Raw genomic sequence first — 26,629 nt, 5'->3', positions numbered from 1 at the left:
TTGTGATTAACGACGACCTTCAGCAATAGCGGTAACGGCTTGTAATTCAGCGGCTTCCTGCTCTTGCTGTTCCTGGCGCTCACGCACGTCGAGGATCTGGTTGTTGATCAGACCTTCTTCGATTTCGCGCAGTGCGATAACGGTAGTTTTATCGTTTTCTTCCGGTACGAGCGGATCCTTTCCGCCTACCTGCATCTGACGAGCGCGACGCGCGGCGACCAGTACCAGGTCAAAACGGTTACCAATTTTCTCTACAGCGTCCTGAACAGTTACGCGTGCCATACTTAAAATGCTCCACAGGTGAAGAAATGACTGGGCATGATACTGAATGTGGGTTCAGTCTGCCAACAGTTTGCTGATTAAAGCGTCATGACGCTGCTTTTGGCGGCTCATGCGCAGACGTTCGGCGCGAATGATGGTTTTCAAATCGCCCAGGGCGGTGTCGAAATCATCATTCACAATAAGATAATCATATTCGGCGTAATGGCTCATTTCTGCAACAGCTTGCGCCATACGTTTCGCGATCACGTCTTCGCTATCCTGACCGCGGCCACGCAGGCGGCGGTCCAGCTCAATCTTAGACGGTGGCAAAATAAAAATACTGCGCGCATGCGGCATTTTTTCACGAATTTGCTGCGCACCTTGCCAGTCGATATCTAAAAAGACGTCTACGCCGGATGCTAATACTTGCTCAATGGTTTCACGCGAGGTGCCGTAGTAATTACCGAAAACCTCCGCGTGTTCCAGGAACGCGTCTCTACCAATCATGGTTCTGAATTCATCATGGTTCACAAAGAAATAGTGTTCACCGTGCACTTCCCCCGGGCGCGGTGCGCGCGTGGTGTGCGAAACAGAAACCTGGGTGTCATACAACGGTTGGGTCTTTAATAAAGCCTGAATCAGGCTGGATTTACCCGCGCCACTGGGGGCAGAAACAATATAAAGCGTGCCTTGAGCCATGAGTATCTTAATGTATGTGATTGTCGAAAGAGAGCCTACATACGGGCTTATTATACACGTAGCCGCTATGTGACGTAGCCCTTGTCACACTTTTTGCGCATGTTTATTGCGTTTTGCGTACCAGTTTCCTGTTTTATCGATGATTTGCAGCAATACATGTAAATGTCCGGAAAGCTGTTCGCAGGATGAATTTTTGCCGCTCTGTTTCTATTTCACTTCGCGCTATACCTGCCGGGAAACGTATCGTTCAGCGGAGATAGCATGGGATTATGGAAATGCATAGGGCTGGTTTTGCTAATGGGGTATCTACCCGCATGGGCGGTATGCCCCGTCTGGTCGCCTGCCAGGGCAAACGAGGAAATTTCACGACTACAGCAGCAGATTACACAGTGGAATGACAGTTACTGGAAACAAGGGGAAAGTGCCGTAGACGACGGCGTTTATGACCAGCTCAATGCGCAACTAATTCAATGGCAGCGCTGTTTTGGCGATGAAGCCCCATCAGATCTTTCTGCGCCCCCAATAAGTGGCACCGTCTCGCATCCTGTTCCCCATACGGGCGTTCGAAAACTTGCTGATAAGCAAGCGCTACAGCAATGGATGCACGCTCGCAGCAATCTCTGGGTGCAACCGAAGGTGGATGGCGTGGCGGTGACGTTAGTCTATCGCAATGGCAATCTGGTACGGGCGATTAGCCGTGGTAATGGCCTGCAAGGCGAAGACTGGACGCAAAAGGTTCTACAGATCCCTTCCGTACCACATTCCACCAGGGGGAAACTCGCTAACAGTACGTTGCAGGGTGAGATATTTTTGCAGCAAGAGGGGCATATTCAGAAGCAGAGCGGGGGAATGAATGCCCGCTCGAAGGTTGCTGGATTGATGATGCGCCAGGGCAATCCGGAAATGTTACGCTCGCTGGCAATTTTTATCTGGGCCTGGCCTGATGGTCCGGCGGTCATGTCTGAAAGACTGGAGCAGCTCACGGCTGCCGGGTTCAGTTACACGCAACGCTATACTCAGGCCGTGAATAATGCGGATGACGTCGAAAAGTCGCGCATCAGGTGGTGGAGTTCAGCATTACCTTTTGTGACGGATGGTGTCGTGGTGCGAACGGCAAAAGAACCACGGGCACAGTATTGGCTACCCGGACAGGGTGACTGGCTGGCGGCGTGGAAACATCCTCCCGTGACGAGGGTATCTGAGGTAACGGGTATTCAGTTCTCCGTTGGTAAAAGCGGGAAAATTGCGGTGGTTGCATTGCTGACTCCCGTCATGCTGGATGATAAACGCGTACAGCGCGTCAATATTGGCTCCGTCCGACGCTGGAATGAATGGGATATCGCGCCTGGCGATCAGATTCTGGTGAGCCTGGCCGGACAAGGGATACCCCGTATAGACGAGGTGGTCTGGCGCAGCACTCAGCGTACTAAGCCAATACCCCCCGAGGGGCGCTTCAATTCATTAACCTGTTTTTATGCTGCAGCGGAGTGCCAGGAACAGTTTGTTGCCAGACTGGTCTGGCTGGGTGGCAAAGAGGTGCTGGGGCTGGAGGGGATCGGCGAGGCGGGATGGCGAAAGCTCCATCAGGCGTATCGCTTTGAACATATCTTTTCCTGGCTAGGATTAACCCAGGCGCAGCTACAGTCCACCTTCGGCGTGAACAAAGGGAAGAAGCTGTGGCATCAGTTCAACCTGTCGCGCCATCTCCCGTTCACGCGCTGGGTGATTGCCATGGGAATACCGTTAACACAGGCAACGCTGAATGCCAGCAGGGATAGTTCGTGGCAGCAATTACAAGAACGTGATGAACAAAGCTGGCGGCAGCTCCCTTTCATGGGAGAACGGCGGGCACGGCAGGTTATTCAGTGGCTGGAGGATCGGGAGGTCACAGCGCTGAGCAACTGGTTGGCTGCTCAGCGGATAGCGGGCTTTATATCTTAATGGCCTTCATGGCGATAGTAAAATACCGGCAGACCTAACTTCAGGCGCAGTGCCAGTAATCGGGCGGTAAAGCCGAAGAGTAGGGTAGAGATAACCACCACATCATGACTGGAGACATAGTGCTGTAGCACGATGTACAGCACTGCAGCGGCGAATGAAACTCCGGCATACAGCTCTTTCTGGAACACTAACGGGATGCGTTTGCAGAACATGTCGCGTAATACGCCACCGAAGACGCCGGTGGTGACCGCAGCGACCACGGCGATAATCGGTCCATGGCCCATATCCAGTGCCACCTGAGCACCGATAATAGAAAAGACCACCAGGCCCAGCGCATCCAGTACGAGGAATATTTTGCGCAGATAGGGCATGACGGGAGCAATAATGGTGGTGAGTACCGCAGCGGTCGCCACGATAATGACGTATTCAGGGTGCTTTACCCAGCCAAGCGGATAGTGGCCGAGAAGAATGTCGCGTACCGATCCGCCGCCAATGGCCGTCGCGGTGGCAATGATAATGACGCCAAATGTATCCATACGACGACGCCCAGCTGCAAGCGCACCGGTCATGGCTTCGGCAGTAATACCAATTAAATATAAAACGTGTAACAGCATGTATTCCCCCTGATTTGCTGGGGGCTAAGGTTAGCGATTTGTGCGCATTGTCACGATTGAGATTTTCTAAGGTGAAGTGATTTTAATAACTACAGCTAATGCGACTGTGCTGAAAATACGTGGTGATATGCGCTTTGTGTTATGGGTAGTGATAATGAATGATGAGAAAATATAATTCGGACTGAATGGGGAGAGTACTAAAGCGGCGGGAAAAACACGTAGCCTCGCCATTTATTGGCGGGCTACGTTGAATGACTACTTATTCGATGTTCTGAATCTGCTCGCGCATTTGCTCGATCAGTACCTTCAGTTCAATCGCGGAATTCGTCACTTCGGCATTGATAGACTTGGATGCCAGAGTGTTCGACTCACGGTTGAATTCCTGCATCATGAAGTCCAGACGACGGCCAACGGCCTCTTTTTTCTTCAGAATGTTGTAGGTTTCTTTGACGTGGGCTTCCAGACGATCTAATTCTTCTGCCACATCGATACGCTGCGCCATCAGCACCAGTTCTTGCTCAAGGCGGTTATTCTCCAACTGCACCTGGGCGTCTTCCAGTTTGGCAACCAGACGCTCGCGCTGCCATTGCAGGATTTCCGGCATATGAGCACGCACTTTTGTGACTTCAGCACTGACGCCTTCCAGACGCTGCTCGATCAGCGCTTTCAGCGCCTGACCTTCGGTTTCACGCGCAACGATGAAGTCATCCAGCGTACCATCAAGCGCGGCGAGGATTTCGGCGGCAATGGCGTCCAGATCCTGCTCCTGGGCAGCCATTACGCCTGGCCAGCGCAGGATATCAACCGGGTTGATTTCACCTTCATCGCTCTGCATTTTGACCCAGTTAGCAGCGCTAACGAGCTGTTTAGCGAGTTTTTCATTCAGAATCAGCTCGCCTTGCGCGCTGGCATCAGGCTCAAAACGCAGCGTACATTCGACTTTACCGCGCGTCAGACGCGTGCGAATACGTTCGCGAACAACGGGTTCGAGACTACGGAACTGCTCCGGCAGGCGAAAATAAGTTTCCAGATAACGCTGGTTTACCGAGCGCATTTCCCAGGTGGCGCTACCCCATTCACCCTTGATTTCACGCCGGGCGTAGGCGGTCATGCTGCGGATCATAGACGTTCCTGTTTTTAAAGATGAGATGGGAGGATTATAGCCATCAGCGTCTTGTCAGGATAGGAATAACAGTCGGAAGTCCGTATAATGCGCAGCCACATTCGTTTCAAGCCGGAGATTTTATCATGCGTCCAGCAGGTCGTAGTGCCAATCAGGTGCGTCCCGTCACCCTGACCCGTAATTATACAAAACATGCTGAAGGCTCCGTGCTGGTCGAATTTGGTGATACCAAAGTGCTGTGTACCGCCTCTATTGATGAAGGCGTACCGCGTTTTCTGAAAGGTCAGGGCCAGGGCTGGATCACCGCAGAATATGGCATGCTGCCACGCGCTACGCACACCCGTAACGCCCGTGAAGCGGCAAAAGGTAAGCAGGGCGGTCGTACCATGGAAATCCAGCGTCTGATCGCCCGCGCGCTGCGCGCAGCTGTTGATCTGAAAACGCTCGGCGAATTCACAATTACGCTGGACTGCGATGTTATTCAGGCCGATGGTGGTACGCGCACCGCTTCAATTACCGGCGCATGCGTTGCGTTGGCTGATGCGCTGAACAAGCTGGTGGCGAGCGGTAAGCTGAAAACTAACCCGATGAAAGGGATGGTCGCCGCGGTTTCCGTGGGCATTGTGAATGGTGAAGCACTCTGTGACCTTGAGTATGTTGAAGACTCTGCTGCTGAAACCGACATGAACGTAGTGATGACTGAGGACGGTCGCATTATAGAGGTTCAGGGCACGGCGGAAGGCGAACCGTTCAGCCATGAAGAACTTCTCACCCTACTGGCATTGGCTCGAGGGGGAATCGAATCCATTGTAGCGACGCAGAAGGCGGCGTTAGAAAATTGATTTTAAAGGCGACTGATGAGTCGCCTTTTTTTTGTCTGTAATAAAGTGAGATGAGGAGCGAATCCATGAAACCGTATCAGCGCCAGTTTATTGAGTTTGCGCTTAGCAAGCAGGTACTAAAGTTTGGCGAATTTACGCTGAAATCCGGGCGCAAAAGCCCCTATTTCTTCAACGCCGGGCTGTTTAATACCGGGCGCGACCTGGCACTGTTAGGCCGTTTTTATGCCGAAGCGCTGGTGGATTCCGGTATCGAGTTCGATTTGCTGTTTGGTCCTGCCTACAAAGGTATTCCGATTGCGACCACAACGGCCGTTGCGCTGGCGGAACACCACGATAAAGATTTGCCGTACTGCTTTAACCGTAAAGAGGCGAAGACCCACGGTGAAGGCGGGAATCTGGTCGGTAGCGCACTAGAGGGACGCGTGATGCTGGTGGATGATGTTATCACCGCAGGTACGGCGATTCGTGAGTCGATGGAAATTATCCAGGCGAATGGCGCCACTCTGGCGGGGGTACTGATTTCTCTCGATCGTCAGGAACGCGGTCGCGGCGAGATTTCCGCGATTCAGGAAGTGGAACGTGATTATGGCTGCAAGGTGATTTCTATCATTACCCTGAAAGATCTGATTGCGTATCTGGAAGAGAAACCAGAGATGGCGGAGCATCTGGTGGCAGTACGGGCCTATCGCGAAACGTACGGCGTTTAATAACTGCCGGATGGCGCTGCGCTTATCCGGCCTACGTAACCCCGTAGGCCGGACAAGACGAAATCGCTACTGCAATTGAGCGGCAACCAACGGCCAGCGGGTGTCAAAATCATCCGTTGGGCGGTATTTAAATTCGCTACGTACAAACCGGGACAGCATACCTTCGCAGAAAGCCAGTAACTGGCTGGCCAGCAGCGTTTCATCCACGGTGTAGCCTTCACCTTCACGCATTCTTTTTTCTCGTAGAACCTGGCGCAACTGCGCTTCAATGCGCTCAAAAAGTTGGTTAATGCGACCTTGCAGACGGTCTTGCTCGAACATCAACGCGTGTCCGGTCAGAATTCGTGTCAGGCCAGGATTACGCTCACCAAACCCTAAAATCAGCAGAACGATCAGGCGCAGACGCGCGTTGGTGTCCTTTTCATCTTTCAAAATCAGATTGATACGCGTAATCAAACTATCTTCGATAAACTCAATCAGACTATCGAACATACGGGTCTTGCTGGGGAAATGGCGATACAATGCCGCTTCGGATACGCCAACTGAGGCTGCCAGCTTTGCTGTGGTGATGCGTTGGCTACCATCGCTGGACTCAAGCATCAGTGCCAGAGACTGAAGTATTTCTTCGCGACGATTCCTTTTCGCAGTTTGCTTTTCTACCATGTTACAAAATACCCCTGAAAATAAGCTCTTGCCAGGCAGGCATCCACACAGCGACCGCAAACTGATGTTTGCGGTGTGTTATTGCGTTATTACGCTATGGGATACTTTTCTGCGGGTTACTTGCGCCCGGAATGGCCGAAGCCACCTTCGCCACGATCGGTGGCTTCAAACTCTTCCACCAGATTAAATTCAGCCTGCACGACCGGTACAAATACCATTTGCGCGATACGTTCGCCCGGCTCAATAGTGAAGCTGTCCTGACCACGGTTCCAGACGGACACCATCAGTTGGCCCTGGTAGTCGGAATCAATCAAACCAACCAGATTGCCCAGCACGATACCGTGCTTATGGCCCAGCCCGGAGCGCGGGAGCATTACCGCTGCCAGAGAAGGATCGGCAATGTGGATAGCTAACCCGGTTGGCACCAGCGTTGTTGCGCCCGGCGCCAGCTCTACGGCGTCATCAAGACAAGCACGCAGGTCAAGTCCGGCAGAACCAGAAGTGGCGTACGTCGGGAGCGGAAATTGTTGCCCTACGCGCGGGTCCAGAATCTTAACGTCGATTTTTTTCATCATAACGGGTCACGATCTCGTCGAGTAATAATTGGCCCAGGAGTTCTTTACGCTCAAGCGGTAAGACTTTGTCTCCATCCTGCCAAAAAAGGTGTAATGCGTTGCTATCGCTGTTAAACCCTTGAGTTGACAGTGAAACGTCGTTCGCACAGATCACATCAAGGTTTTTGCGGATGCGCTTTTGCCGGGCATATTCTTCCACATTATTTGTTTCGGCGGCAAACCCAACGACAAAAGGACGGTTAACATCCAGTGCGGCAACACCGGCGATAATGTCCGGGTTTTTGACCATTTTTACTGTTAATTCATCACCCTGCGTCGCTTGTTTTTTTATTTTTTCGTGGGCGACAGTTTCAGCGCGATAATCAGCGACTGCAGCGCAACCGATAAAAATATGCTGTTGTTGCACTGCAGATTGCACAGCGGCTTCCATTTCCAGCGCGGTCATCACATCAACCCGCTGAACAAATGGTGGTGTGGATAACGAAACCGGACCCGATACCAGTGTGACGTTTGCCCCGCGCTTTGCGGCAGCGGCCGCGATCGCAAACCCCATCTTCCCGGAACTGTGGTTGGAAATATAACGCACGGGATCAAGCGGTTCACGCGTCGGACCTGCCGTAATCATGATGTTGAGATGTTGCAGATCGTTGACAGGTGAAAAATGTTCTGCCGCCATATCCACAATCGTTAACGGATCCAGCATGCGCCCAGGGCCGATATCACCACATGCCTGACTACCGCTGTCAGGACCCCAAATGAGTAAACCGCGTGAGGCAAGAATACCCAGATTGTGCTGGGTCGCGGCAGCGCGGTACATCTGCTGGTTCATGGCTGGCAGTACAGCAACAGGAGCAGGCGTTGCCAGACAAATCGTTGACACCAGGTCGTTGGCCATACCTGCGGCGACACGAGCAATCAGGTCTGCTGTAGCGGGTGCCAGGATGACCAAATCGGCCCATTTCCCCAGCTCAATGTGGCCCATCGCGGCTTCGGCTGCGGGGTCAAGCAGGCTGTCGGAAACGGGATAACCTGAAACCGCCTGTAAACTCAGGGGAGTAATAAATGCTTTTGCCGCTTCGGTCATCGCCACGCGGACATCAGCGCCGCGTTCCCGTAAACGACGCACCAGCTCAGGGGTCTTGTACGCAGCAATACCGCCACTGACGCCAAGTACGATTTTTTTACCGGCCAGGCTCATCATGATCTTTCCTGTTGGGTTTCACCAGAAGGCGGATATTTTATCACAATCCGCAATTTGTCGTGCTTTTGACCGTACTCCACTTTGCGAGGCGCTACGAAGAAGTGAAAACAGCACGTCGATTCACCGTCGGTGTTATGCCACTATGCGGACGCGAGAGGAGGGAGAAGCATGGAAAATACAGGAAGTATGATGCCCCGGGAAAAGCTGTTGGCGCAGGGGGCCAGTTCTCTGACCGATGTTGAGCTTTTGGCTCTTTTTTTACGTACCGGCATGCAGGGTAAAGATGTGCTTACGCTGGCGAAAGAGATGCTTCAGCATTTTGAGTCGCTGTATGGCCTGTTGTCTGCTGATTACATGGATTTTAGCTATGTTCAGGGAATCGGTATCGCGAAGTACGCACAGTTGAAGGGGATTGCGGAGCTGGCAAGACGCTACTACAAAGTGCGAGTGATAGAGGAGCGTGCTCTACTTAGTCCGGAAATGGCGCGAGAATTTCTGCAAAGCCAGCTTTCGCAAGAGGAACGCGAGATCTTTCTGGTGATCTTTATGGATTCTCAACATCGCGTGATTAAACACAGCAAACTTTTTTCCGGTACGCTTAGCCATGTCGAGGTACATCCGAGAGAAATTGTCCGGGAAGCGATAAAAATGAATGCTTCTGCGGTGATCCTTGCGCATAATCACCCTTCGGGGTGTGCAGAGCCGAGTAAAGCAGATAAACTCATCACCGAGCGTGTTGTGAAATGCTGTCAGTTCATGGATATCCGGGTGCTTGATCATCTGGTCATTGGGCGCGGAGAGTACGTTTCTTTTGCGGAACGCGGTTGGATTTAACGCACTTTACGCGATCCATCGGGATCTTTGTCTGTTCGGGACTTGAGCACATCGCTGACTCAGCGTATACTACGCCACCTTTGAGAATCTCGGGTTTGGCATTTGGGCCTGGCAATCGAGAGTTCGCAAATACGCAAAATCATTCTTGTTGCGTCCAATGACGAGGCAACATTGAAAGATTAAGTGTATTGAACTGCGATAACCGGGCTGAGAAGCCTGACGAGGCGCCAATACCCCATACGAAGCTCGAGCTAATTTGATTTTTGGAGAATAGACATGTCCCGAGTCTGCCAAGTTACTGGCAAGCGTCCGGTGACCGGTAACAACCGTTCCCACGCACTGAACGCGACTAAACGCCGTTTCCTGCCTAACCTGCACTCTCACCGTTTTTGGGTTGAGAGCGAGAAGCGTTTTGTCACCCTGCGTGTATCTGCTAAAGGTATGCGTGTTATTGATAAGAAAGGCATCGAAACAGTTCTGTCTGAACTGCGTGCCCGTGGCGAAAAGTACTAAGTACTAAGAGGAAATAAATCATGGCTAAAGGTATTCGTGAGAAAATCAAGCTGGTTTCTTCTGCTGGTACTGGTCACTTCTATACCACTACGAAGAACAAACGTACTAAGCCGGAAAAACTGGAACTGAAAAAGTTCGATCCAGTTGTTCGTCAGCACGTTTTATACAAAGAAGCGAAAATCAAATAATTTTCGTTTTGATGTAAAGAAAAACCCTGCCTCGGCGGGGTTTTTTGTTTTCTGGCCGTCCCCATATTAATGAGACCTGACATACCGCCGGAGATACTATGCCTGAATTACCTGAAGTCGAAACCAGCCGCCGTGGTATTGAGCCGCATCTGGTGGGAGCAACGATTATGCACGCGACGGTGCGTAACGGTCGTTTGCGTTGGCCAGTATCTGAGGAAATCTATCGTCTGAGTGATCAACCTGTCCTCAGCGTACAGCGGCGCGCGAAATACCTGCTGCTAGAACTGGCGGATGGCTGGATAATCATTCATCTGGGGATGTCGGGTAGCTTGCGTATCCTTCCTGAAGAGCTTCCGGCAGACAAGCACGACCACGTTGACTTAGTGATGAGCAACGGCAAAGTTCTGCGTTATACCGATCCCCGCCGCTTTGGCGCCTGGCTGTGGACTAAAGAACTGGATGGACATAATGTCCTCGCCCATCTTGGCCCTGAGCCGCTGAGCGACGATTTCAACGCCAATTATCTACAGCAGAAATGTGCAAAGAAGAAAACGGCGATTAAACCCTGGTTGATGGATAACAAGCTGGTGGTGGGTGTGGGTAATATCTACGCCAGCGAGTCGCTATTTGCGGCTGGGATTCATCCTGACCGTCTTGCGTCATCGCTGTCGAAAGATGAGTGTGAATTGCTGGTACGCGTTATCAAGGCGGTGTTGCTGCGTTCTATCGAGCAGGGCGGGACGACGCTGAAAGACTTTCTGCAAAGTGACGGTAAGCCTGGCTATTTTGCCCAGGAGCTGCAGGTCTATGGGAGAGAAGGTGAACCGTGTCGTGCATGCGGCGCACCGATTGTTGCGACAAAACACGCCCAGCGTACAACGTTCTATTGCCGTCGCTGTCAGAAATAGTGTCATTGCTGGCCGGATGCTGCATCCGGCCAGGTGCATTACTTCAGTTTACTCATTAACGCCTGATGGACGTTTTCCGGCAAAAAGTGTGTCACGTCACCCTGGTGGCGGGCAACTTCTTTCACCAGTGACGATGAGATAAAAGACCACTCTTTAGATGGCATCAGAAAAACGCTTTCCAGTTGCGGCATAAGATGGCGGTTCATATGGGCCAGCTGCATTTCATATTCAAAATCGGCTACCGCGCGCAGGCCACGGATCAGAATGTTCGCCTGATTATCACGGGCAAAGTTTGCCATCAGATCGCTGAATCCCAGCACTTCCACATTGCCAAGATGCGCCGTTGCCTGTTGTGCCAGCTCAACGCGCTCTTCCAGAGTAAACATCGGCTTTTTACTGGGGCTTGCGGCAATCGCCAGAATTACGTGATCAAACATGCTTGTAGCACGCGTCACGATATCAAGGTGGCCGTTAGTAATAGGATCAAAGGTTCCTGGATAAATCGCCCGTTTTTGCATGACTTGCCTCAATGCGTTTTGGGTGGCAGGTAAGGTTCCAGCAGTTGCAGCAGACGCTGTAGCGCGCCCTGATTTTGATACAGAACTTCAACTGCGTGACGGCCATAAAAATTACGATAATCTGCATCGGTCAGTAAGGAAGAGACCTCTTTCACCAGCGTAGTTGCGTCGGTGACGGTGATCAATCCGCTTGCCTGTTCGAGACGGGCGCAAATATCTTTAAAATTAAACGTATGTGGTCCCATCAACACCGGAATAGCATGCGCTGCCGCTTCCAGCGGGTTGTGTCCACCACGTTCAACCAGTGAACCGCCGACAAAAGCAAGGTCGGCAATGCCATACAGCAACATCAGCTCACCCATGGTATCGCCGATCACAACCTGAGTGCCTGATGATGGAACTTCACCCGAAGAACGAGTGGTATAGCTTAGTCCAGCCTGGCGTACAAGGTTAATGGCATCCGGGAACCGTTCTGGATGTCTGGGAACCAGAATCAATAAAAGATTCGGGAACTGATTTAATAACGCCTGATGAGCGGCAATGATGATGCTTTCTTCACCGTCGTGGGTGCTGGTTGCAATCCATACCGGGCGGTGAGGCGCCCATTGACGACGTAATGTCACCGCTTTTGCGGCCAGTTGCGGTGTGACGGATATATCAAACTTCAGGCTGCCAGTAACGGTGACTTGATTGCTTCTGGCGCCAAGCGTAATAAAACGTGCGCCATCTTCTTCGTTTTGTGCGGCAATCAACGTAATTCGACGCAGTAGTCTGCCAACAAATTTACCTAATTTCGCATAACCAGCGGCTGAACGAGCAGAAAGCCGTGCGTTGGCAATGACCAGAGGAATGTGGCGCTTATGGAGTGCCGCGATCAGATTTGGCCACAGCTCGGTTTCCATAATTAACACCAGTTTGGGGTCAACTTTATTCAGAAAACGGTTCAGGGCATCCGGTAAATCGTAAGGCAGATAAATATGCTGAACGTCAGTGCCAAAAGCAGATTGTACCCGCTCGGAACCGGTTGGCGTCATGGTGGTGACCGTGATCGGCAAGTCGGGATAACGGTGGCGCAGAGCGCGGACTAATGGGATTGCAGCCAGCGTTTCGCCCACAGAGACCGAATGAAGCATGATGCCGCCGGGTTTTAGCGGGCGGCGATAAAAGCCGTAGCGTTCGCCCCAGCGTTTACGGTAGGCCGGAGCCTTACGTCCGCGCACCCAAAGCCGTATCCAGATCAAAGGCTGAATAAGGTAGAGCAATGTGGTGTAAAGCAACTCAAGCATGGGCGTTAGCTGGCTAATGGATGTGCTGTGGATTCTATGTATTTACCCGGTGCTTTGCTATTACTTTTGCCATTCAGGGACCAATTAGACGCTAAAGTGGTCAATCTGACGTGTGATAGACCATTAAGTTACATTCTGGCGTAACTCTTTGAAATTAAAGTCAGGGGCTAGAGAGGATAACGAAATTGGTTTTAAAGTTGACATTAATCTGCGCTAATGAATTGATTGGAAAGACGAAAAGAAAAATGTGCTTAACTTTTATTCGTATCGGATTGCCACTAAAGAAGTGGTACACTAGCGCGCAAAATTTTAGTGCGATATCAGTAATCAGGCAACTGTTGAGCTTGGGGCGGTAGCGTGCTTTTTTTTGCTTAACGGTATCGGACACTCTCAACAAAAGAGCCGCTTGTGGAAAAGTTATTCAGAAATATCCTGGTCATTAAAATGCGTTTTCATGGCGATATGCTGCTGACAACCCCCGTCATCAGTACATTAAAACGTAACTATCCTGATGCCAAAATCGATGTGCTCCTTTACGAAGACACAAAGCCGATTTTATCTGAAAATCCGGAAATTAATGCGCTATATGGAATCAGTAAGAAAAACGCCACGACAAAAAAGAAAATCGCTAATTTCATTTCATTAATAAAAAAATTACGCCAAAACCAATATGATTTAGTAATCAACTTGACCGATCAGTGGCTGGTTGCACTATTGGTCCGCTTTTTGTCCGCTGATACAAAACTTTCTCCTGATTTCCCGCACCGTCAGAAGCCTTTCTGGCAGAAGAGCTTTACGCATCTTGTGCCGATTACTGGCGACCATATCGTCGAGCGTAACCTGTCGATTCTGAATCCACTTGGGCTTAAAACACTCAATCACGAACTGTCCATGCACTACGCTCCTTCCCATTGGAAAAATATCCATGAACAGCTAAAACAGCTCAGCGTGGGTGAGCGCTATGTGGTTATTCAGCCAACCGCACGTCAGATCTTTAAATGTTGGGATAACGAGAAATTTTGTGAGGTTATTGATGCCTTACAGGAACAAGGTTATCCGGTTGTGCTGACCTCTGGACCTGGGAAGGAAGACCAGGAATGTATCCATGATATTGCTGAGGGATGCAAATTATCTCCCGTCACCGCGCTTGCGGGTAAAACGACGTTTCCTGAATTGGCTGCTCTCATTGATCATGCGGCGTTGTTTATCGGTGTTGACTCCGCGCCTATGCATATTTCCGCAGCGGTGAAGACCCCTATCATTTGTTTGTTTGGCGCGACGGATCATATCGCATGGCGGCCATGGGCGGAAAATGTCACGTTGCTATGGGCTGGAAACTATCAGCCAGTACCGCCAAGAGAGCAGCTGGACCGCAGTTATAAATATCCGTCAGTTATCCCTGCGGAGGATGTTATTAACGCCGCCTGGCAAGTGCTTAATGGCGACGCGCCAGAAATTGAGGTGAATGCACAATGATTGTTGCCCTCTGTCTGTACAAATATTTTCCCTATGGTGGGCTACAGCGTGACTTTATGCGTATCGCTAAAACGATCGCGGCGCGCGGGCATCATGTCCGAGTCTATACACGAGCCTGGCAAGGGGAGCGCCCGGCGGAATTTGAGTGCGTTGATGTCCCGGTTACCGCACATTCCAACCATGGAAGAGATAAACAGTATCAGACGTGGGTTCAGCAGCATTTAACTCAGTACCCGGCAGACCGTGTCCTGGGTTTTAATAAAATGCCGGGGCTGGATTATTACTACGCAGCGGATGTGTGTTATGCGGCGAAGGTAGCGAAAGAAAAGGGGTTCTTGTATCGCTTAACGGCGCGATACCGTCACTACGCAGCCTTTGAGCAAGCTGTGTTTAAACCAGGGATGAAGACAAAGTTGCTGATGCTGACTACAAAACAAATCCTTGATTTTAAAATGTATTACCATACGGAAGACGAGCGCTTTCAGCTTCTTCCGCCCGGCATCTATCCCGATAGAAAATACAGTAGCCAGGCCCCCGGTAGCCGCGAACGCTACCGTGAAGCCATCGGCATCACTCCGGATCACTTCTTATTGTTGCAGGTTGGTTCTGATTTTTCACGAAAAGGGGTCGGCCGCTCAATTGCTGCTGTTGCCGCACTGCCTGAGGCTATCCGTCGTCAAACCCAGCTCTTTGTTGTTGGTCAGGATAAACCTCGCGCATTCGCTGCACAGGCAGAAAGAATGGGTGTGAAAGAGAACGTCCATTTCTTTGCTGGGCGTGATGATGTTGCACATCTGATGGCGGCTGCGGACGTGTTATTACATCCGGCGAAGCAGGAAGCTGCGGGAATTGTACTGGTTGAAGCTATCGCGGCGGGTTTGCCTGTGCTCGTGACGGAGGTCTGCGGTTACGCACCTCACGTAGCGGCGGCAGGATGCGGTGTTGTATTGAGTGAACCTTTTGAGCAACATGCGCTTGATGACGATTTGCATAAGGTCCTGGCGGATAGTTCTCTTCGTGAAAAGTGGGCGAAAAATGCGCGGCATTATGCGGATACGCAGGATCTTTATAGTTTGCCAGAACATGTAGCGGATATTATTACAGGTGAATTGCATGGTTGAGTTAAATGAACCCTTTGCCACATTGTGGAAGGGAAAAGACCCATTCATCGAGGTTAGAAAGCTTCAGGGTGAGGTCTTTCGGGAACTAGAAACCCGTCGCACACTTCGTTTTAGCGTTGCTGATAAGAGCTATTTTTTGAAGTGGCACCGAGGTACCACTTATAAAGAAGTCATTAAAAACCTACTGTCACTTCGTATGCCGGTACTGGGTGCCGACCGTGAGTGGAATGCCATACATCGTTTAGCCTCCTTAGGCGTTGATACGATGCATGGCGTTGCATTTGGCGAAACGGGTTGGAATCCGGTAAAGAAAACCTCTTTTATCATTACCGAAGATTTAACGCCAACTATTAGCCTGGAAGATTATTGTGCGAATTGGAGTGTTGAACCCCCGCATCCGCACGTAAAAAGAATGCTGATTCAACGCGTAGCCGATATGGTTCGCGCGATGCATCTTGGCGGTGTTAACCATCGTGATTGTTATATTTGCCATTTCTTACTTCATCTTCCATTTGATGATAAAAATGAAGATAGTCTAAAAATTTCGGTGATCGATCTGCATCGGGCACAAATTAGAAATAAAGTGCCATTACGTTGGCGTAATAAGGATCTTACTGGACTTTATTTTTCATCCGATAATATTGGATTGACGACTCGAGATTATTATAGATTTTTAAAAGTATACTTCAATCGTAGCCTGAAAGATATTATTAAGAATGAGGGTGTGTTCATTGAACAGGTTGAAGGAAAAGCCAGATCTATTCGCGAAAGAACAATTCGCAAATCATTGTGATTTTAACTGTAAAAATATGTTGTAAATGGAATTTGTATTTCATGGAATGAATTCATACTATGTCTCTTTTTGCATTTTTTATTTATAAATATGTGTCGGGTTTTGTTTCAATAGGGTTTATATGAATTCAAATACACAAATGCAAGCCTCGTGTAAAGGTATTGCAGTTTATTTGTTGTTAATTTCATTTTGTGTTCTATGTTTTGTTTGGCCTATACAGAATTCTATCTTGCCAGCCAATAGGAATTTCTCCATATATTTAAGTGCAGCTCTAACTTTATACTTTTGCGTTTGTAGAAAATATGTATCTATTGAGCTTAGTCAACTGGCGAAATATGCTATAGCTTTAATTCTTATTTTTCTCGTATTTACACTGGCCAATGGATTATTTGTTGCAGTTGATGTGGGGAAAATGCTGCGCAGCTGGCAGGGACAGTACCTGCGTGCGGGGCTATTATTCTTTGTTGGACTCTTTTTGTATCCAATCTGTAAGTATCATTTTAAAAACGTAACGGCCAATAAGGTATTGTCTTTAGTTGTTCTGTGTTCGCTAGGGGTAATATTTATTCACCTGCTGCAGAATATCTATTTTTATATCAAGACAGGAACGATACTTTGGGGTGAGACGTGGATTGTGCCAACTCGTACCGAGATGAGCTTCCAGATAAACATGGTTTCGGGAATTTTACTGGCAGAACTTGCCTGTCGACTGTTCCTGGGTCGTAAGTATCTAATTTTCAGCAACAAATTGATGGCTGCCTTTATTTTGCTGTGCTTCATCTGTTCAGCATTAGCGAAGACCCGCTGGGGCACTATTGGTCTGATTGGCAGTACGATTTCTATCTGCGTATTTATTGCCTTAAAAGCGATTAGCCGAAAGAACTTGCTGAAGCTCTGTCTGGCTGCACTGGTCGTTACGATAGTAGTAGGCATTATAGGCTACACTTCCTGGCATCAGGACTCCCGCTGGAAAAGCCTAAGCATGGATATGGTTGCTGGCTGGGATCTGGGTATGCACAGTCGTTGCTATAACGGTTTTGATGGCCCGTTGATGCAGGACAGCACTGGCCGCATAATGGATGACTCGAATAGTTGCCGGGCATCGTTTTTCCGTCAGGGGAACGAACTGATCGCTGAATATCCGTTTGGTGCGGGTCCGCGAAAAGATGCATTCTTAGTGCTTCTGCAGGAAAAATATCACGACCCTATTATTCAGCAATCTAACAGCCATTACGGGTTGATTGATGTCGCGCTTCAGAACGGTGTCCTTGGGCTTATCAACTGGGTGGCATTCGTCATGTTGATGATCCTTATTGGCTGGCGTGCATTCTCTCGTGATTTAATAATTCCGGGTCTGTACTTGTCTCTTTTCACGGTGAGCTTCTTGTTCCGTAGTGGTGTAGATAACATGATGCGTGATCACTACCTTGAGCAAAACCTTGCGTTATCAGGTTTAATGCTGGGTCTGATCTTTACGAGTAATAAAATATCACGGGCTAAAAAATGAAAGTTTTAATTATTCGTAGAGATAACATTGGCGACTTGATACTGACAACGCCGCTGATCTCGACTATTGCAAAAGACATGAATTGTAAAGTTGATTTGTTGGTTAACACCTACAATCAATCGATTATCGAAAATAATCCTCATGTAGGTAAAGTTTTCTTATACAGCAAGCTGCACCACCGTTCTAAAGGCACATCTAGCCTTAAGGTATTGTTTCAGCGCCTGAAGACGATTATCGATCTGCGTCGTGCTAAATATGATGTCGCGATTATTGCCAAAGAGCATTGGGATAAACGACCTTTACAGTGGGCAAAATTAGCGGGTGCTAAAAGAATTATCGCTATTGGTAATGACTGCCCGGACATTGTCACCGATGCTATTCCTGAAACTCAGGAGCAGCTTCATCTGGTCAATTTATTGAATAGATTAACGGGACCGCTAGGCTGTACTTCTAAACCAGGTCCGCTGGAGCTGTATGTCACACCACAAGAACTGGCTGATATAAAAGCAAAGATAGAATTTCCACAGGACAATTTACCTGTTTATGGGTTGCAGATAAGTTCCCGAAGAGAAGAACAACAATGGCAAAAAGAAAAGTTTGTTGAGCTTGCTCATAAACTTGCAGCCATACAGGCGTGCCATATTATGTTATTCTGGTCTCCAGGAAAATCAGATAATAAATTACATCCCGGTGATGATGATAAGGCTGATTTTATCAGCGCGCAATGTGCCGATCTGCCGATTATTCCAGTAAGAACGAATAGCGTTCGTGAGCTGATGGCCGGTATGTCACTATGCGATCAGATTGTGACCAGCGACGGCGGTGCCTTGCATATTGCTGCTGGGGTGCGTAAACCAGTGGTGGCGCTGTTCGGCAACAAGGCTGCATGGCTATGGACGCCATGGGGTGTGCCGTACGAAATGCTGCAAGGAAAAGATTATGATGCTCGCAATATTAGCGTCGATGATGTATTTACGCGGTTTGTAAGTCTGCAGGAGCAAGTGCGTAAAAATACGGCAATGGATGAAGCATAAGTTTACTTATTGCTATAGATAAGTTGATATATTGATCTCTATCTGGCGATAGATTAAATAGGTTTTATTTAATGATTAGAGCATTGAGAAAAAAAATTCAGCTATTACTGGTTAATCTTTTTTTAATGATATACACCCGTAAGAAAGATTTTTCTTTTAGTCAGCAAGAATTTGAAAATCAGGATAAAAATCAGCTGAAGAATATCCTGATTTATTCTTCAACGGCGCTGGGTGATTTCATGATGAACTCTCCAGCAATTCATGCGCTCCGCCAGACATATCCTTCTGCGACAATCACCCTGATTTGCCACAAAAAGATGTATGACTTCCTCAAAGGGGGGAGTGACTGGGACGATCTTATCTCATGGGATAATAAACTCACTACCCTCCCGGCATTGGTTAAAGAGATCAAGAAACGTGGAACGCCAGACCTGACGGTAATTCTTCACTCACATACACCTTATGATTTCCTTAGCGCCATTATTGCTGGCACAAAGTATGTCTTTGTGGATAACGATAAGCAGGACATCCCACTCGTAAGTAAATGGGCAACCAACAGAATCAGTAAATTCGTTGGGCATACTATTCAGCGAAAGCTGGAGCTTATCATGCCGTTGCTGAATGAAAAGCCAGACAACAGTATGCACCTGCCGTTTCCTGTCGAACGTACGGTGAGCGAGGAAGATTCAAAGCTGCGTTGGATTGGTTTTCAAATGGGAGCATCATCCTTTAAGAAATGCTGGCCTGTTGAGCGATTTGTCACTTTCGCAAACCAACTTTTTGCTCATGATGATGTGCGTGTCGTCCTGATTGGTGCGCCGAATGAAGTGCCTCTGCAGGACGAATTTTTGCAAAAGCTGGATAGCCGCTTTCATGACCGCGTGAAGCCACTTATCGGTAAAACGACGCTTAAAGGGCTTATTCAGGAAGTGAAGAATATGGACCTGCTGGTAACATCTGATACAGGACCTATGCACCTTGCCGTGGCAATGCGGGTACCGACGGTGAGTATGTATGTGATCACCTCACCTTATCTTTATGGCCCCTATCAGGACCCTCAATTGCACAAGGTGGTTTACAAAGCCTATACGACGCTGGATGAAATTAAGTATCGTTCAGCGCTAGAGAAGGTGAGTTGCGAAGAGATCATGGCGCATGTAAAACCATTCCTGTAGTAAGCTTACCGATGCTCTGCATGTTCTGATAAGCGTGCAGAGCCCCCGTCCCGAGTCGGGGGGTTATACGTCGGACGGTAGGTGTGTTAGTACTTGCTGAGCGGTGAGTAACGATAGTTTTCCTTCCGGAGCAATGCACGTTAACTGATTCTTACCGTAGCCACCAATGAGCCCTGGGTCGGTGGGACCATACAGCGTAACGTTTGGGCGATTGAGCGCGGCGGTCAGATGACTAAGGCCAGTATCAACCGAAACTACAAATTCAGCACCGGCGAGGATACGCGCAATTTCCTCAAGACTCATCCTTGGCAATACATCGACATTATCAAATCCTTTCGCAATTCTTCTTGCTCTTTCCTCTTCATGCGCTGCTCCCCAGGGAAGTTTAATGCGAATCCCTGTCTTCGGTATCAGCGTAATAAGGTTCCGCCAGTGTGCTTCTGTCCAATGTTTATCATCTCGCGTGGTCGCATGTAAAAATACAGCGTAGGGCTGCGAATTGGACGTTTGCTGTTTTACAAAATGCTGCGCAATCGCGTAATCACCCTGCGACTGCGGTTTAACATATCCCAAGCTTTTGGCGAACAATTCACGCGTACGTTCTACCGCGTGCTGCTGTTTGGCTATGTGATGTTTGCGATTATAAAACAGACTTGCCAGCGGTTCGCGGGCTGTGCTCCAGTCCATACCATGCTTGATGCCACGTGCCAGACGTGTCACCAACGCCGCGCTTTTAACCAAACCCTGAGCATCGATTATCGCGTCATACTGCTGTAAACGCACCGCATCACGAAACGCTTTACGCTCGGCTTTAATCGGCGCTGAAAACCAGGCTTTACGCCAGCGACGGATCGCCACTGGAATAACCCGGTCAACGGCTGAATGCCAGGAGGGGATTTGAGCGAACCCTTCTTCCACCACCCAATCAAATTGAATACCCGGAATAGCCTGCTGAGCATCGGTTAATGCGGGCAACGTATGCAGTACATCGCCCATAGACGACGTTTTAACGATCAGAACCCGCATCCGTCAGGCTTCCTCTTGTAACAACAGATCGTTGAGTTCTTCCAGTACGTGCTGGGGTGTAATGTCAATCAGGCTCTGATGATAGCCTTCTGCCGCATCGCCCTTACGCACTTTGTGATAACCCGTAATCAGGCGAATGACACGCGCCTTGTGGGAAAGCGGAGGCGTAAAATCCGGGCTGCTTGGACCATACAATGCGACCAGTGGACGGTTCAGCGCTGCGGCCACGTGCATTAATCCAGAGTCGTTGGTGACCACCGCTTTGCAGGCTGCGAGAAGGATGACAGCCTGCTCCAGCTGTGTTTCGCCCGCCAGATTACGGCACCATGCCTGCTGTTCAACGCTCAGCGTCGCCAGGATCTCATTGCCGGCTTCATGGTCTTTTGCTGAGCCAAACAGCACAATCTGATGGCCTTCATCGATCAGCTGCTTTGCCAGTTCTGCATAGTGGTAATGTGGCCAGCGTTTCGCTGGGCCAAATTCCGCACCTGGGCAAAAACCGATGATGGGGCGTTCAGCTGAAAGGGAGAACTGGCTACAGGTTAGCGATTTTTCACCCTCGCTGACCTGCAACTGTGGCCATAGCAGAGGCTGCGGCAAATCTTTGGCCGTCAGCATCACGCCTTTATCATAAGCCAGAGCCACATAGCGCTCGACCATCAGTGGCCATGCTTCTTTATCCAGTACGCGCGCATCGTTTAGCAGACCGTAGCGCATCTCGCCACGCCAACCTGTACGATGGGGAATACCCGCAAAGAACGGCACCAGAGCGGATTTAAACGAGTTAGGCAGCACATAAGCGCGGTCATAGCGCTTCTCACGCAGACTGTGGCCGAGTTTACGGCGCTCGCCGATCTCCAGCGCGCCGTGCCCCAACGGCATGGCGATAGCTTCGTTGACTTCTGGCATGCGCGACAATAACGGACGGCACCATGCAGGTGCCATCACGTCGATTATCGCCTGGGGATAGCGCGCCTTGAGCGTGCGATAGAGACTTTGCGACATCATCATGTCGCCCACCCAAGACGGGCCAACCACCAAAATTTTCATACTTACGCGTCGCGGTTCAGCCAGGCCATATATTCCGTGACGCCTTCGGCGACGGTTTTAAACGGCTTGTCATAGCCCGCTGCGCGCAGGTTCGTCAGATCTGCCTGGGTAAATGCCTGGTAGCGGCCTTTCAGTTTTTCCGGGAATGGAATGTACTCAATGCTGCCTTTTTTGTGGTACGCCAGCGTAGCATCGGCAACGGCCTGGAAAGATTCCGCACGACCTGTACCGAGGTTAAAGATGCCGGAAACCCCGTTTTCCAGGAACCACAGGTTTACCGCAGCTACGTCGCCTACGTAAACGAAATCACGTTTGAAGTTTTCACTGCCTTCGAACAGTTTTGGTGTTTCGCCATTGTTAAGCTGGGTGTTGAGGTGGAAAGCAACGCTTGCCATGCTGCCTTTGTGGCCTTCACGCGGTCCGTAGACGTTGAAATAGCGGAAGCCAACAATCTGAGAATTGGCTTCTGGCAGGATCTGACGCACGTACTCGTCGAACAGGAATTTTGAGTAGCCGTAGACGTTCAGCGGTTTCTCATATTCACGAGACTCGATGAAATCAGAAGTGCGACCGCCGTAGGTGGCGGCAGAGGATGCGTACAGGAACGGGATTTCACGTTCCAGGCAGTAGTGCAGTAGCTCTTTGGAGTATTGATAGTTGTTATCCATCATATACTTGCCGTCCCACTCGGTGGTTGAAGAGCATGCGCCTTCGTGGAAAATCGCTTCGATATCGCCGAAATCTTCCCCGGCCATAATCTGGATCAGGAAGTCTTCCTTGTCCATGTAGTCAGCAATATTCAGATCCACCAGGTTAACAAACTTGGTGCCGTCTTTCAGGTTGTCCACCACCAGAATGTCGGTGATACCTTTATCATTCAGAGACTTAACGATGTTGCTGCCGATAAAGCCCGCGCCGCCGGTAACGATGATCATAAATGTAACCTTTGAATTATGGAGTCAGAGACAATCTCAGACACGAATACTTCTATCATATCACTACATGGCTTAGGCTTCAGCCATTCACCGATAAGCCGTGCGGGTACACGTGATTTATGCTTCATTTTGAAGAAGTGATGATGCGTCATCTCGTATCAACGTATAGCTTTGGGTAATATGTGCTGAAATTTGCCCAGTCTGGAGAATTGAAATGCGTGGGGATTTTTACAAACAGTTAACGAACGATCTCGAAACCGCACGTGCGGAAGGATTGTTTAAAGAAGAACGCATTATTACATCTGCCCAGCAGGCGGATATTACCGTGGCGGATGGAAGCCACGTTATTAACTTTTGTGCGAACAACTATCTGGGGTTGGCTAACCATCCGGAACTGATTGCAGCGGCAAAAGCGGGTATGGATTCTCACGGATTTGGTATGGCTTCGGTTCGCTTTATTTGCGGTACCCAGGACAGCCATAAGCAACTGGAGCAAAAACTGGCGGCATTCCTCGGAATGGAAGATGCCATCCTTTACTCTTCCTGCTTCGACGCCAACGGCGGTCTGTTTGAAACGCTGCTGGGCGCAGAAGACGCAATTATTTCCGATGCCCTGAACCACGCTTCTATCATTGATGGCGTGCGTCTGTGTAAAGCAAAACGTTTCCGTTACGCCAACAACGATATGGTGGAACTGGAAGCTCGCCTGAAAGAAGCGCGTGAAGCAGGCGCTCGCCATATCCTGATCGCCACTGATGGCGTGTTCTCTATGGATGGTGTGATCGCTAATCTGAAAGGCGTTTGCGATCTGGCGGATAAATACGACGCGCTGGTCATGGTTGATGATTCCCATGCCGTCGGTTTTGTCGGCGAAAATGGTCGTGGCTCCCATGAATACTGTGACGTGATGGGTCGCGTGGACATCATCACCGGTACGCTGGGTAAAGCACTCGGCGGCGCATCCGGTGGTTACACCGCAGCGCGCAAAGAAGTTGTTGAGTGGCTGCGTCAGCGTTCCCGTCCTTATTTGTTCTCCAACTCACTGGCACCGGCGATTGTTGCGGCTTCCATTAAAGTGCTGGAAATGGTTGAAGCTGGCAGCGACCTGCGCGATCGTCTGTGGGCGAATGCACGTCAGTTCCGTGAGCAAATGTCTGCCGCAGGCTTTACGTTAGCCGGTGCGGATCACGCGATCATCCCGGTCATGCTGGGTGATGCAGTAGTGGCGCAGGCGTTCGCCCGCGAGCTGCAAAAAGAGGGGATTTACGTTACCGGATTCTTCTATCCGGTGGTTCCAAAAGGCCAGGCGCGTATCCGTACCCAGATGTCTGCGGCGCATACCCCTGAGCAGATTACGCGTGCTGTTGAGGCGTTCACACGCATTGGTAAACAACTGGGCGTTATTGCCTGAGGATGTGAAATGAAAGCGTTATCCAAACTGAAAGCGGAAGAGGGCATTTGGATGACCGACGTTCCTGAACCGGAAGTCGGTCATAACGATTTGCTGATTAAAATCCGTAAAACAGCCATCTGCGGGACTGACGTTCACATTTATAACTGGGATGAATGGTCGCAAAAAACCATCCCGGTACCGATGGTCGTTGGGCATGAATATGTCGGCGAAGTTGTTGGCATCGGTCAGGAAGTTAAAGGCTTTAAAATCGGCGATCGCGTTTCAGGCGAAGGTCATATCACCTGCGGGCATTGCCGTAACTGCCGCGGTGGACGTACTCACCTGTGCCGCAATACGACCGGTGTCGGTGTAAACCGCCCTGGCTGCTTTGCGGAGTACCTGGTGATCCCGGCATTTAACGCATTTAAAATCCCGGACAATATCTCCGACGACTTGGCGTCTATCTTCGATCCGTTCGGTAATGCAGTGCACACGGCGCTGTCGTTCGATCTGGTTGGGGAAGATGTGCTGGTTTCCGGTGCGGGTCCAATCGGTATTATGGCGGCGGCGGTCGCGAAGCATGTTGGCGCACGCCACGTGGTGATCACCGACGTTAATGAGTATCGCCTTGAGCTGGCACGCAAAATGGGTATCACACGCGCGGTCAACGTGTCGAAAGAGAATCTGACCGACGTGATGGCTGAACTGGGTATGACCGAAGGGTTTGATGTGGGCCTGGAGATGTCCGGGGCGCCGCCAGCGTTTCGCGCCATGCTGGACACCATGAACCACGGTGGCCGTATTGCTATGCTGGGTATTCCGCCATCTGATATGTCCATCGACTGGACCAAAGTTATCTTTAAGGGGCTGTTTATTAAAGGTATCTACGGTCGTGAGATGTTTGAAACCTGGTACAAAATGGCTGCACTGATCCAGTCTGGACTGGATTTGTCGCCGATCATCACCCATCGATTCTCCATCGATGAATTCCAGCAGGGCTTTGACGCGATGCGTTCAGGCCAGTCAGGGAAAGTGATCCTGAGCTGGGATTAGTATTAAGCCGGTAAGAATGAATAGCCAGATATGATTAATATCTGGCTATTTTTTACTTGCCGCGAATTTTTCGTGAAAGTCGGCGAAGCTTTTCTTTCAATAAAATCAGGTTATAAACGAAGCCATGACCCTGAATATCGATATTGTATTTATTCCGGAGCGTGAGGATATCGTTCGCCTGGCATATTTTCATAATGCCTTTGCATGAAAGATCGATAACTTTAAGTTCACCAGATGGCGTTCTAATAAAATTTCCAGGGTGAATGTCATTCGATGCAAGACCTGCATTGTGAAGTTTAATAATACAGTTTTTCACCTCTTCGGCATTACTTTCGTTGATTTCGGCAAGGGGTTTTCCATCAATGTATTCATGCACGGTTGACACTTCAACACATTGACGAAAGTGACATTTTTCGGCAACGTAGTACAGATCTGCAGTACAGGCGCGTTGCTCTGGAGTTAAGCGTGCCAGCCGTTTAATCATATGTGAATAAAAAGGCCCGGAAATAAAGTTTAGCGCTTTTTTTTCAAAGCGATTGTCTATTTCACGATCGTTCTTGACAATAAACTTTTTATTTTCATATTCGACAAGATGGACGCTGCGAAAACCATTTTCAGCATTCAGTTGTTTCCCTTTTATTTCATTATTTGATATTTTTTTCATCAACAAAGGGAAATTAATTTTTTCTTTCTTGAAATAAACATTAAAGTCATTTAATTCAACCTTACTAATGTTCATTAAATTCGCCTTCGTATATTAATCTGTTGTGGATAGTTATGCTCTGTATTATACAAAATTGTATCGACGGTGGTTAGTTAATACATGCTTTTATGTAAAAGACACATAAACAACAGTGTTATGCTCTATCTAATTGAAAGTAATTGATTAATTGCTTTACGTTATGAAAATTTCATGACTTAAAGCATCAATGTAGCAAGAGTGCTTTGGTCATCATTACATTTGCACTGTTCATTTTGTGATAGAGATCAAGTTAGTATAACAAAATCCTTTGTCATACACAGGTAACAACTAAGTTGGCTATTCGTGCTGTTTTTTGTTTCTCGGACGTGTAAGTAAATAGGTTATCAATCTAGCTAATATAAATTTATAGGAATGCTGGCCTATTTCTCTGGAAATTGTACCTCTTGTTAAGCCTTAATAATATCTTAATAATTGGGTGATAGAGTAACGA

Annotated in this window: 28 protein-coding genes; 15 read left to right on the top strand and 13 right to left on the bottom strand. The window is 49.2% G+C overall.

The genetic code is table 11. The features are described 5' to 3' along the window. Positions 1–6: 6 nt before the first annotated feature. Positions 7–282, bottom strand: a complete 276-nt coding sequence (rpoZ, locus tag OGY71_RS15600) for a DNA-directed RNA polymerase subunit omega (RefSeq protein WP_000135058.1) — start codon at positions 280–282, stop codon at positions 7–9. 54 nt (positions 283–336) lie between these two features. Further along, the gene (gene gmk, locus OGY71_RS15595; RefSeq protein WP_003024042.1) at positions 337–960 is read right to left on the bottom strand and encodes a guanylate kinase; all 624 of its coding nucleotides are present in this window, start codon (positions 958–960) and stop codon (positions 337–339) included. 261 nt (positions 961–1,221) lie between these two features. Here gmk and ligB point away from each other — a divergent pair, with 261 nt between their 5' ends. After that, positions 1,222–2,901, top strand: coding sequence for an NAD-dependent DNA ligase LigB (gene ligB, locus OGY71_RS15590; protein WP_003827252.1), 1,680 nt, complete (start codon positions 1,222–1,224; stop codon positions 2,899–2,901). Here the strand turns inward: ligB and OGY71_RS15585 are convergent. After that, complete coding sequence (locus tag OGY71_RS15585) at positions 2,898–3,515, bottom strand: trimeric intracellular cation channel family protein (RefSeq protein ID WP_003024049.1); 618 nt, start codon at positions 3,513–3,515, stop codon at positions 2,898–2,900. The two genes, ligB and OGY71_RS15585, sit on opposite strands and share 4 nt — an antisense overlap. A 259-nt stretch (positions 3,516–3,774) precedes the next feature. Beyond that, positions 3,775–4,638: a YicC/YloC family endoribonuclease gene (locus OGY71_RS15580; protein WP_003024052.1), complete on the bottom strand. Its 864-nt coding sequence runs from the start codon at positions 4,636–4,638 to the stop codon at positions 3,775–3,777. Between the two features lie 125 nt (positions 4,639–4,763). On the opposite strand from OGY71_RS15580, the gene rph reads away from it, so the two are divergent. Next, positions 4,764–5,480 carry a ribonuclease PH gene (gene rph / locus OGY71_RS15575; protein ID WP_003024054.1) on the top strand — a complete coding sequence of 239 codons (717 nt, stop codon included), beginning with the start codon at positions 4,764–4,766 and terminating at the stop codon, positions 5,478–5,480. 65 nt (positions 5,481–5,545) lie between these two features. Next, entirely contained in the window at positions 5,546–6,187 is a 642-nt protein-coding gene (pyrE, locus tag OGY71_RS15570) for an orotate phosphoribosyltransferase (protein ID WP_003827256.1), read from the top strand. Positions 6,188–6,253: 66 nt separating this feature from the next. Here pyrE and slmA read toward each other — a convergent pair whose 3' ends face one another. From slmA to coaBC, 3 genes are all read right to left on the bottom strand, one after another. Further along, positions 6,254–6,850, bottom strand: coding sequence for a nucleoid occlusion factor SlmA (gene slmA / locus OGY71_RS15565; RefSeq protein ID WP_003827257.1), 597 nt, complete (start codon positions 6,848–6,850; stop codon positions 6,254–6,256). 116 nt (positions 6,851–6,966) lie between these two features. Continuing rightward, positions 6,967–7,425: a dUTP diphosphatase gene (dut, locus tag OGY71_RS15560; protein WP_003827259.1), complete on the bottom strand. Its 459-nt coding sequence runs from the start codon at positions 7,423–7,425 to the stop codon at positions 6,967–6,969. Beyond that, the gene (gene coaBC / locus OGY71_RS15555) at positions 7,403–8,623 is read right to left on the bottom strand and encodes a bifunctional phosphopantothenoylcysteine decarboxylase/phosphopantothenate--cysteine ligase CoaBC (protein ID WP_122973903.1); all 1,221 of its coding nucleotides are present in this window, start codon (positions 8,621–8,623) and stop codon (positions 7,403–7,405) included. Before coaBC ends, dut begins: the two co-directional genes overlap by 23 nt. A 171-nt stretch (positions 8,624–8,794) precedes the next feature. Between coaBC and radC the strand changes: the two genes are divergently transcribed. The 4 genes from radC (at position 8,795) to mutM (ending at position 11,069) form a co-directional block, all read left to right on the top strand. Then, entirely contained in the window at positions 8,795–9,460 is a 666-nt protein-coding gene (gene radC / locus OGY71_RS15550) for a RadC family protein (RefSeq protein ID WP_063941160.1), read from the top strand. 276 nt (positions 9,461–9,736) lie between these two features. Then, a complete protein-coding gene (gene rpmB, locus OGY71_RS15545) occupies positions 9,737–9,973 on the top strand; it encodes a 50S ribosomal protein L28 (protein WP_003024071.1) in 237 nt (78 codons plus the stop codon). Positions 9,974–9,993: 20 nt separating this feature from the next. Continuing rightward, on the top strand, positions 9,994–10,161 hold the full coding sequence (gene rpmG, locus OGY71_RS15540) for a 50S ribosomal protein L33 (RefSeq protein WP_003024094.1): 168 nt from the start codon (positions 9,994–9,996) through the stop codon (positions 10,159–10,161). A gap of 98 nt (positions 10,162–10,259) precedes the next feature. Beyond that, complete coding sequence (gene mutM / locus OGY71_RS15535) at positions 10,260–11,069, top strand: bifunctional DNA-formamidopyrimidine glycosylase/DNA-(apurinic or apyrimidinic site) lyase (protein WP_003827288.1); 810 nt, start codon at positions 10,260–10,262, stop codon at positions 11,067–11,069. A 38-nt stretch (positions 11,070–11,107) separates the two neighbouring features. Here the strand turns inward: mutM and coaD are convergent, their stop codons facing one another. After that, the gene (gene coaD / locus OGY71_RS15530) at positions 11,108–11,587 is read right to left on the bottom strand and encodes a pantetheine-phosphate adenylyltransferase (RefSeq protein WP_003024099.1); all 480 of its coding nucleotides are present in this window, start codon (positions 11,585–11,587) and stop codon (positions 11,108–11,110) included. Positions 11,588–11,595: 8 nt separating this feature from the next. Then, positions 11,596–12,873 carry a lipid IV(A) 3-deoxy-D-manno-octulosonic acid transferase gene (waaA, locus tag OGY71_RS15525; protein ID WP_003827291.1) on the bottom strand — a complete coding sequence of 426 codons (1,278 nt, stop codon included), beginning with the start codon at positions 12,871–12,873 and terminating at the stop codon, positions 11,596–11,598. A gap of 408 nt (positions 12,874–13,281) precedes the next feature. Here waaA and rfaQ point away from each other — a divergent pair, with 408 nt between their 5' ends. The 6 genes from rfaQ (at position 13,282) to OGY71_RS15495 (ending at position 19,979) form a co-directional block, all read left to right on the top strand. After that, positions 13,282–14,349, top strand: a complete 1,068-nt coding sequence (gene rfaQ / locus OGY71_RS15520) for a lipopolysaccharide core heptosyltransferase RfaQ (protein WP_003827293.1) — start codon at positions 13,282–13,284, stop codon at positions 14,347–14,349. Next, entirely contained in the window at positions 14,346–15,470 is a 1,125-nt protein-coding gene (locus tag OGY71_RS15515; protein ID WP_003827294.1) for a glycosyltransferase family 4 protein, read from the top strand. The genes rfaQ and OGY71_RS15515 overlap by 4 nt, the downstream gene beginning before the upstream one ends. Next, entirely contained in the window at positions 15,463–16,263 is an 801-nt protein-coding gene (gene rfaP / locus OGY71_RS15510; protein ID WP_126317226.1) for a lipopolysaccharide core heptose(I) kinase RfaP, read from the top strand. The genes OGY71_RS15515 and rfaP overlap by 8 nt, the downstream gene beginning before the upstream one ends. A gap of 121 nt (positions 16,264–16,384) precedes the next feature. Beyond that, positions 16,385–17,770: an O-antigen ligase family protein gene (locus OGY71_RS15505; protein ID WP_003827301.1), complete on the top strand. Its 1,386-nt coding sequence runs from the start codon at positions 16,385–16,387 to the stop codon at positions 17,768–17,770. Continuing rightward, positions 17,767–18,804: a glycosyltransferase family 9 protein gene (locus OGY71_RS15500; protein ID WP_003827303.1), complete on the top strand. Its 1,038-nt coding sequence runs from the start codon at positions 17,767–17,769 to the stop codon at positions 18,802–18,804. The genes OGY71_RS15505 and OGY71_RS15500 overlap by 4 nt, the downstream gene beginning before the upstream one ends. Before the next feature lie 71 nt (positions 18,805–18,875). Further along, on the top strand, positions 18,876–19,979 hold the full coding sequence (locus OGY71_RS15495) for a glycosyltransferase family 9 protein (RefSeq protein ID WP_003827305.1): 1,104 nt from the start codon (positions 18,876–18,878) through the stop codon (positions 19,977–19,979). A 63-nt stretch (positions 19,980–20,042) separates the two neighbouring features. On the opposite strand, the gene rfaC is transcribed toward OGY71_RS15495, so the two are convergent. From rfaC to rfaD, 3 genes are read right to left on the bottom strand one after another with little or no spacing between them, the layout of a single operon-like run. Beyond that, the gene (gene rfaC, locus OGY71_RS15490) at positions 20,043–21,005 is read right to left on the bottom strand and encodes a lipopolysaccharide heptosyltransferase RfaC (RefSeq protein ID WP_003827307.1); all 963 of its coding nucleotides are present in this window, start codon (positions 21,003–21,005) and stop codon (positions 20,043–20,045) included. A 3-nt stretch (positions 21,006–21,008) separates the two neighbouring features. Next, positions 21,009–22,055, bottom strand: coding sequence for an ADP-heptose--LPS heptosyltransferase RfaF (rfaF, locus tag OGY71_RS15485; protein ID WP_003827310.1), 1,047 nt, complete (start codon positions 22,053–22,055; stop codon positions 21,009–21,011). A 2-nt stretch (positions 22,056–22,057) separates the two neighbouring features. Then, the gene (rfaD, locus tag OGY71_RS15480) at positions 22,058–22,990 is read right to left on the bottom strand and encodes an ADP-glyceromanno-heptose 6-epimerase (RefSeq protein ID WP_003827312.1); all 933 of its coding nucleotides are present in this window, start codon (positions 22,988–22,990) and stop codon (positions 22,058–22,060) included. 214 nt (positions 22,991–23,204) lie between these two features. Here rfaD and kbl point away from each other — a divergent pair, with 214 nt between their 5' ends. Both kbl and tdh read left to right on the top strand, forming a co-directional pair. Beyond that, complete coding sequence (kbl, locus tag OGY71_RS15475) at positions 23,205–24,401, top strand: glycine C-acetyltransferase (RefSeq protein ID WP_003827313.1); 1,197 nt, start codon at positions 23,205–23,207, stop codon at positions 24,399–24,401. 9 nt (positions 24,402–24,410) lie between these two features. Beyond that, complete coding sequence (gene tdh / locus OGY71_RS15470) at positions 24,411–25,436, top strand: L-threonine 3-dehydrogenase (protein ID WP_003024132.1); 1,026 nt, start codon at positions 24,411–24,413, stop codon at positions 25,434–25,436. A gap of 52 nt (positions 25,437–25,488) precedes the next feature. Here tdh and OGY71_RS15465 read toward each other — a convergent pair whose 3' ends face one another. Further along, positions 25,489–26,175 (bottom strand): lipopolysaccharide core heptose(II) kinase RfaY, encoded by a 687-nt coding sequence (locus OGY71_RS15465; protein ID WP_003827317.1) that lies wholly within the window; start codon positions 26,173–26,175, stop codon positions 25,489–25,491. Between the last annotated feature and the right edge of the window lie 454 nt (positions 26,176–26,629).

The organism is Citrobacter sp. Cpo109, from assembly GCF_030332565.1.
Classification (GTDB): domain Bacteria; phylum Pseudomonadota; class Gammaproteobacteria; order Enterobacterales; family Enterobacteriaceae; genus Citrobacter; species Citrobacter portucalensis.
This window is presented reverse-complemented; position numbering and strand designations above follow the sequence as displayed.

What these genes read in the sequence shown, in the direction of transcription:
- rph (WP_003024054.1), top strand. Translation starts at nt 4,764, where the DNA reads ATGCGTCCAGCAGGTCGTAGTGCCAATCAGGTGCGTCCCGTCACCCTG.
- kbl (WP_003827313.1), top strand. Translation starts at nt 23,205, where the DNA reads ATGCGTGGGGATTTTTACAAACAGTTAACGAACGATCTCGAAACCGCA.
- mutM (WP_003827288.1), top strand. Translation starts at nt 10,260, where the DNA reads ATGCCTGAATTACCTGAAGTCGAAACCAGCCGCCGTGGTATTGAGCCG.
- OGY71_RS15580 (WP_003024052.1), bottom strand. Translation starts at nt 4,638, where the DNA reads ATGATCCGCAGCATGACCGCCTACGCCCGGCGTGAAATCAAGGGTGAA.
- OGY71_RS15500 (WP_003827303.1), top strand. Translation starts at nt 17,767, where the DNA reads ATGAAAGTTTTAATTATTCGTAGAGATAACATTGGCGACTTGATACTG.
- slmA (WP_003827257.1), bottom strand. Translation starts at nt 6,850, where the DNA reads ATGGTAGAAAAGCAAACTGCGAAAAGGAATCGTCGCGAAGAAATACTT.
- rpoZ (WP_000135058.1), bottom strand. Translation starts at nt 282, where the DNA reads ATGGCACGCGTAACTGTTCAGGACGCTGTAGAGAAAATTGGTAACCGT.
- coaBC (WP_122973903.1), bottom strand. Translation starts at nt 8,623, where the DNA reads ATGAGCCTGGCCGGTAAAAAAATCGTACTTGGCGTCAGTGGCGGTATT.
- OGY71_RS15515 (WP_003827294.1), top strand. Translation starts at nt 14,346, where the DNA reads ATGATTGTTGCCCTCTGTCTGTACAAATATTTTCCCTATGGTGGGCTA.
- pyrE (WP_003827256.1), top strand. Translation starts at nt 5,546, where the DNA reads ATGAAACCGTATCAGCGCCAGTTTATTGAGTTTGCGCTTAGCAAGCAG.
- coaD (WP_003024099.1), bottom strand. Translation starts at nt 11,587, where the DNA reads ATGCAAAAACGGGCGATTTATCCAGGAACCTTTGATCCTATTACTAAC.
- rfaD (WP_003827312.1), bottom strand. Translation starts at nt 22,990, where the DNA reads ATGATCATCGTTACCGGCGGCGCGGGCTTTATCGGCAGCAACATCGTT.
- OGY71_RS15495 (WP_003827305.1), top strand. Translation starts at nt 18,876, where the DNA reads ATGATTAGAGCATTGAGAAAAAAAATTCAGCTATTACTGGTTAATCTT.
- radC (WP_063941160.1), top strand. Translation starts at nt 8,795, where the DNA reads ATGGAAAATACAGGAAGTATGATGCCCCGGGAAAAGCTGTTGGCGCAG.
- tdh (WP_003024132.1), top strand. Translation starts at nt 24,411, where the DNA reads ATGAAAGCGTTATCCAAACTGAAAGCGGAAGAGGGCATTTGGATGACC.
- OGY71_RS15505 (WP_003827301.1), top strand. Translation starts at nt 16,385, where the DNA reads ATGAATTCAAATACACAAATGCAAGCCTCGTGTAAAGGTATTGCAGTT.
- rfaC (WP_003827307.1), bottom strand. Translation starts at nt 21,005, where the DNA reads ATGCGGGTTCTGATCGTTAAAACGTCGTCTATGGGCGATGTACTGCAT.
- OGY71_RS15585 (WP_003024049.1), bottom strand. Translation starts at nt 3,515, where the DNA reads ATGCTGTTACACGTTTTATATTTAATTGGTATTACTGCCGAAGCCATG.
- gmk (WP_003024042.1), bottom strand. Translation starts at nt 960, where the DNA reads ATGGCTCAAGGCACGCTTTATATTGTTTCTGCCCCCAGTGGCGCGGGT.
- OGY71_RS15465 (WP_003827317.1), bottom strand. Translation starts at nt 26,175, where the DNA reads ATGAACATTAGTAAGGTTGAATTAAATGACTTTAATGTTTATTTCAAG.
- rfaP (WP_126317226.1), top strand. Translation starts at nt 15,463, where the DNA reads ATGGTTGAGTTAAATGAACCCTTTGCCACATTGTGGAAGGGAAAAGAC.
- waaA (WP_003827291.1), bottom strand. Translation starts at nt 12,873, where the DNA reads ATGCTTGAGTTGCTTTACACCACATTGCTCTACCTTATTCAGCCTTTG.
- rfaF (WP_003827310.1), bottom strand. Translation starts at nt 22,055, where the DNA reads ATGAAAATTTTGGTGGTTGGCCCGTCTTGGGTGGGCGACATGATGATG.
- rpmG (WP_003024094.1), top strand. Translation starts at nt 9,994, where the DNA reads ATGGCTAAAGGTATTCGTGAGAAAATCAAGCTGGTTTCTTCTGCTGGT.
- dut (WP_003827259.1), bottom strand. Translation starts at nt 7,425, where the DNA reads ATGATGAAAAAAATCGACGTTAAGATTCTGGACCCGCGCGTAGGGCAA.
- rpmB (WP_003024071.1), top strand. Translation starts at nt 9,737, where the DNA reads ATGTCCCGAGTCTGCCAAGTTACTGGCAAGCGTCCGGTGACCGGTAAC.
- ligB (WP_003827252.1), top strand. Translation starts at nt 1,222, where the DNA reads ATGGGATTATGGAAATGCATAGGGCTGGTTTTGCTAATGGGGTATCTA.